Origin of the sequence: Aeromonas sp. QDB23, from assembly GCF_027707745.1 — a bacterium.
Lineage (GTDB): Bacteria > Pseudomonadota > Gammaproteobacteria > Enterobacterales > Aeromonadaceae > Aeromonas > Aeromonas allosaccharophila.
Genome location: NZ_JAPCJA010000021.1, coordinates 63,971 through 73,207 on the forward strand (window position 1 = coordinate 63,971; position 9,237 = coordinate 73,207).

The 9,237-nt window shown below is 60.1% G+C and carries 9 protein-coding genes; 8 read left to right on the forward strand and 1 reads right to left on the reverse strand.

Annotated elements, in window-relative coordinates:
- Positions 1-63: 63 nt before the first annotated feature.
- On the reverse strand, positions 64-1,236 hold the full coding sequence (fliB, locus tag PG888_RS11215) for a flagellin lysine-N-methylase (RefSeq protein ID WP_182939594.1): 1,173 nt from the start codon (positions 1,234-1,236) through the stop codon (positions 64-66).
- 553 nt (positions 1,237-1,789) lie between these two features.
- On the opposite strand from fliB, the gene PG888_RS11220 reads away from it, so the two are divergent.
- From PG888_RS11220 to hycI, 8 genes are all read left to right on the forward strand, one after another.
- The gene (locus PG888_RS11220; protein WP_270693373.1) at positions 1,790-2,455 is read left to right on the forward strand and encodes a 4Fe-4S dicluster domain-containing protein; all 666 of its coding nucleotides are present in this window, start codon (positions 1,790-1,792) and stop codon (positions 2,453-2,455) included.
- Positions 2,455-4,083, forward strand: a complete 1,629-nt coding sequence (locus tag PG888_RS11225; RefSeq protein WP_182939593.1) for a proton-conducting transporter transmembrane domain-containing protein — start codon at positions 2,455-2,457, stop codon at positions 4,081-4,083. Before PG888_RS11220 ends, PG888_RS11225 begins: the two co-directional genes overlap by 1 nt.
- 1 nt (position 4,084) lies before the next feature.
- Positions 4,085-5,038: a respiratory chain complex I subunit 1 family protein gene (locus PG888_RS11230; RefSeq protein ID WP_182939592.1), complete on the forward strand. Its 954-nt coding sequence runs from the start codon at positions 4,085-4,087 to the stop codon at positions 5,036-5,038.
- A gap of 80 nt (positions 5,039-5,118) precedes the next feature.
- Positions 5,119-6,837: a hydrogenase large subunit gene (locus tag PG888_RS11235; protein WP_167565728.1), complete on the forward strand. Its 1,719-nt coding sequence runs from the start codon at positions 5,119-5,121 to the stop codon at positions 6,835-6,837.
- A gap of 9 nt (positions 6,838-6,846) precedes the next feature.
- Complete coding sequence (locus tag PG888_RS11240) at positions 6,847-7,425, forward strand: formate hydrogenlyase complex iron-sulfur subunit (RefSeq protein ID WP_017778903.1); 579 nt, start codon at positions 6,847-6,849, stop codon at positions 7,423-7,425.
- Entirely contained in the window at positions 7,425-8,240 is an 816-nt protein-coding gene (locus PG888_RS11245) for an NADH-quinone oxidoreductase subunit B family protein (protein WP_005301886.1), read from the forward strand. Before PG888_RS11240 ends, PG888_RS11245 begins: the two co-directional genes overlap by 1 nt.
- Entirely contained in the window at positions 8,233-8,646 is a 414-nt protein-coding gene (locus PG888_RS11250; RefSeq protein WP_182939591.1) for a formate hydrogenlyase maturation HycH family protein, read from the forward strand. Before PG888_RS11245 ends, PG888_RS11250 begins: the two co-directional genes overlap by 8 nt.
- Complete coding sequence (gene hycI / locus PG888_RS11255) at positions 8,646-9,137, forward strand: hydrogenase maturation peptidase HycI (RefSeq protein WP_064336151.1); 492 nt, start codon at positions 8,646-8,648, stop codon at positions 9,135-9,137. Before PG888_RS11250 ends, hycI begins: the two co-directional genes overlap by 1 nt.
- The last annotated feature ends 100 nt before the right edge of the window (positions 9,138-9,237 follow it).

A 9,237-nucleotide genomic window follows, 5' to 3' on the forward strand; every position in this document is an offset into this window, starting at 1 on the left:
TACGCTTCGCCAATCGAATTAACGATTTAAAACAGGTGGTATCTACACCCACATGCACAATGCTTAGGAAAGATTCAGCAGCGCATAGAGTGTGATATCTGAGCTAAACCCAGTCTCGAGCAATCCGGTGGCCAGCTCCTGTTCGAAACTGAGATTATGTTGGCGGCGAGCGTGATAGCTATAGACAAGCTTGATCACATTCTCTTCGGTTAACTCTCCTTGATGCGCCAGCAGACAAAAGTAGCTGCGTAGCAAAAACAGATCTGCGACCAGCAGGCGATAGGCCGACTCCATCGAGTGCTCGTTGCGATAGGGAAAGTTGAAGTTGTAGATCTGGTAGAGCAAATAGTTATCCAACAAGTGGGGACGTGCGGCCAGAAAGGGGGCGACCTGTTCGCGCCAAAGGCGCGGGAAGAAAGCCATCTTCTCTTGGTCATATTCACCATCGAGTAGCTTGTAGAGGGTGTCCAGGCACTCTTCAATCATGGCCCTTCCCCTGTGGTTGGTATCGTTGGATTGCAGCAGTAAATTGGTCAGGGTTCTCAGTGCCCACCATTGCACGTTAGGCAGCGAGGGAATGGTGTCATACATTGCCTGCAGTTGCCCTTTCTCCAGCAGAGCAACCAGCTCATCGAGAAACTGCTCGTAAGAAGAGTTGCCCTCGTCGTGGTGGATCAACATCCCTATCATCCACAGCCGCATCTCTAGGGAAAGCTCCTGTGTCAGTGCAATCTGATAACTGAGTTGGTTGAGCCGTAAAGCAGCATCCGGCACAGCCAAGAAGAGGGAGGCGGCAGCTTGCTCTTGGGATTCAATCAACATGGCATCAGGATCGAGGAGCAATTGACGGCAGGCTTCGGGGCAAGAGAGGGTGAGACTATCTTTTTGCTGATTTAGAAAGGAGACTGTGCTCCGTGGGTAAGTACTGCAGGTGTTGCTTAGGGCCTGTTCACCAAGGCGGCGGTGAATGGTGCACAACTTGTCGCTGTCGAGAAAAGGGCATACTCCTTGTTCATCGAGCTTCATCCGACCCCAGTCATCATCACTGCTTTTGGTTTTTTGAAGGCATCCACGGGCCATGGCGCGGATCCGCTCATCATCGCTAAACCAGTAGAGTCGAAAGGTGGGCTTGTCTATCTGTATCGACCATCCCTGGCAGCAATGCTCTTCGCACGCAGGACCGATACAGTGGAAGGTGCTGCGAAAACGAGGGACCAAGCGAGTCAACATTGGCATGGAGTTTCCTTATTATTTTCGAGGGTTACCCTCTAGTGTATTGTTGTGAAACGGAGAGCAACTTTTGATAAAGATAAATATAGGAATGCGGGAGAGTGTGCAAACGTTTGTTTTTGTGACCTAGCTCTGTCTAAGTAAATCCGGTTGTCTACCCACTCGTTGTGGACGACTTCCCGGAACAGAGTCGCAATCAATTGCTGATCGGCGGAACCGGGACGGGTAAATCCCACATGGCCATCTGAATCCCCCCTAGAACGCTATGCAGTTCGCCGAGGCAAGCGAGTGCGTTGCTACGCCGTAGTCCTGATCAATTTTGGACGCTGATCCCTGGTCATACTACGTTTCCTGGAGTGACGAACCCTCTTGGCAGCTTCGTCACAAGTGACGAACGTCACACTTCGACACCGTTCTACCTGTTTAGCTCGGTGCGGTGACAAATTTAAATCCCTTTAAATACAACGCATTGAAACCAATTCTTCGCTAAAAACCATTCTGGCCCGTATTTTGCCAACCAGCCCCTATTCTCTCCGTTCGCGACACGACAAGGTAGGCTATGAACCGCTTCGTTATCGCTGACCCCAAGCTTTGTATTGGCTGTGGCACCTGTATGGCGGCCTGCAGTGAAGTACACAAGGCGCAAGGTTTGCAGCAAGCCCCCCGTTTAACCGTTATGCGACACGAGCAGGCGACCATGCCGGTTCAGTGCCGTCACTGTGACGATGCCCCCTGCATCAAGGTGTGCCCGGTCGAGGCAATTCGCCAGACCGGCGATTGCGTGCAACTCAACGAGTCACTCTGCATCGGCTGCAATCTCTGCGCCGTGGCCTGCCCCTTTGGCGCCATCCAGAGCGGCGGCAGCCGTCCGGTGGCCGTGGCCACCAGTTACGACACCTATATCCCCTGCTCCATCCGATCCAGCAACCCCTCCACCTCCGCTGGCCTGCGCTGCTTTGGCGAGGATCTGCTGAGCTGGGAGCCGGGGGTGCGCAGCATCGCCGTCAAGTGCGACCTGTGCGAGTTTCGCGCCGATGGCCCGGCCTGTGTCGGTGCCTGTCCCTCCAAGGCGCTGAAGCTGGTCAATGACGGCGACACCGAACGCGCCGCCCGAATCCGTCGCCAGCAAGCGGCCGACACCAACCCGCAAGGGGCCTCCGCCTTTTCGGCACCCGCCACAGCGCTCCCTGCATCCGATTTATCCACCACAGAGGGAGTTCGCTGATGTTGTCCCCCCTTGTAATGGCTACGCTCCTACTCTTTTTGCTGGGCGCTGCCGCCGGTTTGCTCCTGCAAAAGCTGCCCGCACTGGCCAACCGCCTCAATAGCGGCTTTGCCCTGCTGGGCTCGCTCGCGGGTCTGGTCGTCGCCATCCAGATCTTTGCCCAAGGCGCCCCCGTCGACGGCCAGCTCTGGCTGCTGGGCTCGGTTCATCTGGATATGCTCTCCGCGCTGATGCTGCTGGTGATTAGCACCGTCGGCGTCGCCGTCGCCCTCTACTCCTTTGCCTATATCCGCGAATATCAGGGCAAGGGGGATGTGGCCATCGGCGCACTGATGAACCTCTTCCTCTTTGCCATGGTGGGCATGGTACTGGCCGACAACGCACTGGGCTTTCTGCTCTGCTACGAGCTGGTGACCCTCACTACCTACTGGCTGGTCAAAACCAACCCGGAAGCAGCCAAACAGAGCCGTCTCTACTTGGTGATGAACCATATCGGCATGGCGCTGGTACTGGTCGCCTTCTGGCTGCTCTGCCGCGACAGCGGTTCGCTGGAGTTCGCCGCGCTGCGCGAGCACCATCTGACGGGCGCCCTGGCATCCCTGGTGTTCCTGCTCAGCTTCTGCGGCTTTGGCCTGCGTGCCGGTTTCGTACCGCTGCACGGCTGGCTGCCGGTGGCCGAGCCCGTTGCGCCGTCCCATATCTCGGCGCTGATGTCCGGCGTCATGGTGAAACTGGGGCTGCTCGGCGCGCTTTATCACCTGCTCAACCACGCCATCTTCAAGAGCCTGCTGTTTATGGGCACCGGCTCCGTGATGTTCCGCCTGCACACCCGCGACATGGACAAGATGGGTGGCCTCGCCAAGCTGATGCCCTGGACCGCGCTGGCGTTCCTGATCGGTGCCATGGCCATCTCGGCGCTGCCGCCGCTCAACGGCTTTGTCAGCGAGTGGTTTATCTATCAGGCGCTGCTGTCCATGACCAAACTCGGCACCTCCGTCGTCGCGCCGCTCGCGGTAGTGATGCTGGCAGTAACCGGCGCCATGGCGGTGATGTGCTTCGTCAAGGTGTATGGCATCTGCTTCTGCGGTGCACCGCGCAGCGAGAAGGCGAGCCACGCCCGCGAAGTGCCGGGCGCTATGGTGGCAGGCACCCTGCTGCTGGCCGCGGTCTGTCTGGTGCTGGGTCTGGGTGCCCCCTGGATTGCCCCCCATATCGCCAGCTACGGCCAAGCCTTGGTAAGCAGCCAAATGAACGTGGCCACTGGCGCCACCCTGCTGCCGCTGGATAGCAGTCAGGCGATCCTCTCCCCGCCCGTTATTGCCATCACCTTGCTGGGTCTGTTCCTTATCCCGTTGCTGGTACTGGCCATCTTCAAGGGGCCCAAGCTCGGTCGTCGTCACGCCGGCACCCCGTGGGCCTGTGGTTACGCCTATGAGGAGCGCATGAGCCTCACCTCCGGCGGTGTCACCCACACCTTGCGCCAACTCTGCGCGCCGCTCTATCGCAAGCAGCCGCAGCTCGATCTGGCCAGCGCCCTGCACGGGGTGAGCGATACCAGCGGAACGACCGGCTGGCTGCTGCACGGTGTAGTACTGGCGCTCTTTATCCTGATGGCTGTAGGAGTCTGATATGCCTGTTCTTGAAATGCCGAGCTGGGGCATGGTTGCCCTCGCCCTGACCCAGGCCATCGCCATGCTGGCGCTGGCCCCGCTCGCCACCGGTTTCAACCGGGTGCTACGAGCCAAGATGCACTCCCGTCAGGGGCCGGGCCTGCTGCAGGATTACCGTGATATCGCCAAGCTCCTGCGCCGCCAAGAGGTGACCCCCGAGCCTGCCGGCATCATCTTCAACCTGATGCCTGCGCTGCTGATCGCCGCCCTGTTGCTGGTAGGAATGGCGCTGCCGACCCTGACCCAGGAATCCCCCTTCCCCATCGCCGGGGATCTCATCACCGACATCTATCTGTTCGCCATCTTCCGCTTCTTCTTTTCGCTGGCGGGTCTCGACAGCGGCAGCATGTTTGCAGGGATCGGTGCCCGCCGCGAGCTGACTCTCGGCATTCTGGTGGAGCCCATTCTGGTGCTCGCCTGCTTCATCATGGCGATGATGGTGGGCAGCTCGGATCTGGGCAATATCAGCCGCTATGTGGCGACCCAGCCGCTGGCCGCGCCCATCGCTACCCTCTTGGCGGGCGCCGCCTGCGCCTTCGCGGTGTTTGTCGAGATGGGCAAGCTGCCCTTTGACTGCGCCGAGGCCGAGCAGGAGTTGCAGGAGGGGCCGCTCACCGAGTACTCCGGGGCGGGCCTGGCCCTGCTCAAGCTCTCCATCGGCCTCAAGCAGCTGGTAGTGGTGCAACTCTTTCTGGTGATTTTCCTGCCCTTCGGCAAGGCGGCCAACTGGAGTCTGCCTGCGCTCATCGGCGCAGCACTGATCCTCGCCTGCAAGCTGCTGGTGGCCTTTTTGCTGGCCGGCATCATCGAAAACGCCATGGCCCGTACCCAGTTCGTGCGCACCCACAAGCTCACCCGCTATGGCTTGGGGCTGGCCCTGCTGGCGCTGCTCGCCTATCTGGTCGGGATCTGAGCCATGCCCGCCAGCACAGCGACTTTTTCCGATTTCACCTTTTCCGAATGCTCATTCCCGAACATTAAAGTGAGAACTGCATGACCATCGCCATTTCGGATCGCATCGGCTGCGACTACATCCAGCAGGTGCGAGCCCAACTGCCCCACGCCATCGTCGACGAGGAGTGGCAAACTGCCGATCAGGCCACCATCACCGTCAAACCCACCAGCCTGGTCGAGACGGCCAGTCTGATTTTCCATCAGCTGGGGGGCTGGCTTCCGCTCTCCTTTGCCAATGACGAGCGCAGCCTCAACGGCCACTTCGCCGTCTACCACGTCTTCTCCATGGAGGGCGACACCAAGTGCTGGCTCACCGTCAAGGTGCTGGTGGATGCCGATACCCAGGAGTACCCCTCCATCACCCCGACCATTCCGGCGGCGGTGTGGGGCGAGCGGGAGATCCGTGACATGTACGGCCTGCGCGCCATCGGCCTGCCGGACGAACGCCGTCTGGTACTGCCGGATGACTGGCCGGAGGATATCCACCCGCTGCGCAAGGACGCCATGGATTATCGCCAGCGCCCGATGCCCACCACCGACACCGAGACCTACCCCTTCGTCAATGAGCTCGGCAGTGATGCCAACCGTATCGTGCCGGTCGGCCCGCTGCACATCACCTCCGATGAACCGGGCCACTTTCGTCTGTTCGTCGATGGCGAAGACATCATCGATGCCGACTACCGCCTCTTCTATGTCCATCGCGGCATGGAAAAACTGGCGGAAACCCGCATGGGCTACAACGAAGTGGCCTTCCTGACCGACCGGGTCTGCGGCATCTGCGGTTTTACCCACAGCGTCGCCTACACCACCTCGGTAGAGAACGCCATGGGTATTCCGGTACCGGAGCGGGCCAAGATGATCCGCGCCGTGCTGCTGGAGGTGGAGCGCCTGCACAGCCATATCCTCAACATCGGCTTGTCGAGCCACTTCACCGGTTTCGACACCGGCTTTATGCAGTTCTTCCGGGTGCGAGAGAAATCCATGACCCTGGCCGAGCTGCTCACCGGTGCCCGCAAGACCTACGGCCTCAACCTGATTGGCGGGGTACGCCGCGACATCTTCAAGGAGGATCGCATCAAGGGTGCCCAGCTGGTGCGGGAGCTCCGTGATGAGCTCAAACCCCTGGTGGCCATGCTGCTGGATACCGCCAACATCTCTTCCCGCCTCATCGGTATCGGCAAGCTCGAGCCGCAGATTGCCCGCGATTTCAGCTGCGTCGGCCCTATGGTGCGGGCGAGCGGCTTCAAGCGCGACGTGCGCCGGGTCCACGACTTTGCCGGTTACCGTGAGTTGCCGATGGAGATCCAGACCAAGGCGGGTTGCGACGTGCAATCCCGGGTGCTGGTGCGGATCCACGAGCTCTACGACTCCCTCGACATGATTGAGTTTGGTCTTGAGCACCTGCCGGAAGGGCCACTGCTCACCGAAGGGTTCACCTACCAGCCGGGCAAGTTTGCGCTGGGCTTTACCGAAGCGCCCCGCGGCGAGAACGTCCACTGGAGCATGACCGGGGATAACCAGAAGCTGTTCCGCTGGCGCTGCCGCGCCGCCACCTACGCCAACTGGCCCGCTCTGCGCTACATGCTGCGCGGCAATACCGTGGCGGATGCGCCGCTCATCATCGGCAGTCTGGATCCCTGCTACTCCTGTACCGACCGGGTCACCCTAGTCGACCCCAAGAAGGGCAAATCCACCGTGGTCTCCTACAAGGAGATCGAGCGCTACGGCATCGATCGCAAAAACTCTCCGCTGAAATAAGGGGTCATCATGATCAAGCTGTTCAAGACCATCCTCAAGGCTGGCACCCCGACCGCCAAGTACCCCTTCGCTCCTATTGATGTGAACCGGGATTTTCGCGGCAAACCGAAATATCAGGCGGATCAGTGCATCGCCTGCGCCGCCTGCACCAAGGCCTGCCCGGCCAACGCGCTGGTGATGGAAGTGGACATGGAGACCGGCGAACGGCGCTGGGAGATCTCCATGGCGCGCTGCATCTTCTGCGGCCGCTGCGAAGAGGTCTGCCCGACCCGCGCCATTGCCCTCTCCCCCGAGTTCGAACTGGCGGTAACCAACAAGGCGGATCTCTATGAGGAGGCCCGCTTCGCGCTGGCCCCCTGCACCCTGTGCGGCACCTACTTTGCCCCGAGCAAGCTGGTGGCGCTGGTGGAGGACACCCTCAAGCAGGCGGGCACGCCGCTGGCTCGCGATGCCAAGCCGCTAGCGCCGCCAGAGCGGCTGCACCACTGCCCCGATTGCAAACGAAAACAGAGCATGCTGAGCCAGCCTGACTCGGCCCTGATCACACCGATAGCCACACCGATGGCCGCACAAAAGGAGTGGATGTGATGAGCAAGATCAAAGGCATAGAACCGGTTGTCGGCCATGCCCATACCCGTGCCGTGCCGCTGGCACAGGATCCCGAGATCACCAAACTCAAGAAGACCCTGCTCAAGGACATTCGCCGTTCAGCCTATGTCTACCGGGTCGATTGCGGCGGCTGCAACGCCTGCGAGATCGAGATCTTCGCCACCATCACCCCGCTGTTTGATGCCGAGCGTTTCGGCATCAAGGTGGTTGCCTCCCCCCGCCACGCCGACATCCTGCTCTTTACCGGCGCGGTGACCCGGGCGATGCGGGTACCGGCCCTGCGCGCCTACGAGGCGGCACCCGATCCCAAGATCTGCATCGCCTACGGCGCCTGCGGCTGTGACGGCGGCATCTTCCACGACCTCTACTGCGTCTGGGGCGGCACCGACAAAATCGTACCGGTGGATGTCTATATCCCCGGCTGCCCCCCCACTCCGGCAGCCACCATCTACGGCTTCGCCGTGGCGCTCGGTCTGCTTGAGCAAAAACTCAAAGCCACCAGCCACGAGGTGCAACCGGGTGAGCGGGTCGAACTGCGCCACACCGGCATCCCCAACGAAATCCGGGTAATGATCGAGCGCGAAGCGCGCCGCATGGCCGGTTACCGTCAGGGGCGGATCATCGCCGACGAATTCATGGCCCTGCTCGAAGGGGCGACCCAGCAGGATGTGGATCTGCGCATCCAGAGCTACCTCGATCAGCACGACGATCCGCGTCTGGCGGAGATCGTCAACAACCTCGCAAACGCCTGCCTCAACCGGGCGGCCGGCAAGGGAGAGGCGGTGCATGGCTGACGAGGTTTTCTTCTATCGCCTGTCGCGCAAGTTCGTCGACGAGCAGTTCGACGTGCCGGAAGAGGCCAAGGAGGTGATGTACTACAGCCTCGCCATCGGCCACCACCTCGGCATTGTCGATTGCCTGCGAGCAGACCTGGTCTGCTCGCTGACCGGTTATCGCGACTGGGTAGCCAAGCTGCCCGCAGAGAGTGAAGCGCGCCGCAAGATGGAGGGGTTTCTCACCTTTGGCGAGATCACCATCTATCGCGAGCACTGCCATATGCTGGCCTGCGCCTTCGACCGGCTGCGCAAAACCGACAATCTACTCGATGAGCAGGAGCTGGGCTGGACCAACACCTTTATGGATCAGCTCACCGCCCTCTTTAACGACCCCCATATGTACCTGATGGTAAGGAGCCGCTGATGGGCTGCAATCTCGTGTTGACCGTGGGCAATGCCATGATGGGGGACGACGGTGCCGGCCCCTATCTTGCCGACAAACTGCAAGCCGCCCCCCTGCCCGGCTGGATCCATATCGACGGCGGCATCGCGCCGGAAAATGTGGTCTACAAGGTGCGGGAGCTGCAACCGGAGCGGGTGGTGCTGGTGGATGCCGCCGAGATCGGCGAGAAGGCGGGCACCCTGCAGGTGATCCCCCCCGAGACCATCGCCGAGATGTTTATCTTCTCGACCCACAACATGCCGCTCAACTTTTTGATCGACGAACTCAAGACCTTTGTCCCCGAGGTGATCTTTGTCGGGGTACAACCGGCCATCGTGGCGTTCTCCTTCCCGATGACCGAGATGGTGAGCGAGGCGATGGATTATCTTTATCAGCATCTTGATGCCGCCAGGGATACCGGTCTGTTAATAGATAAACTGGATCAGTGGAATATTGCCAACGCCAACCGGTGATTATTTATTGAGTTGTTAACGACCAGGGTGAGAGCGTGAACATTTTGTTAAATTTCACCCAGTTTTTTGAGACCCGCATTGAGTACCGTTTCCAGATATT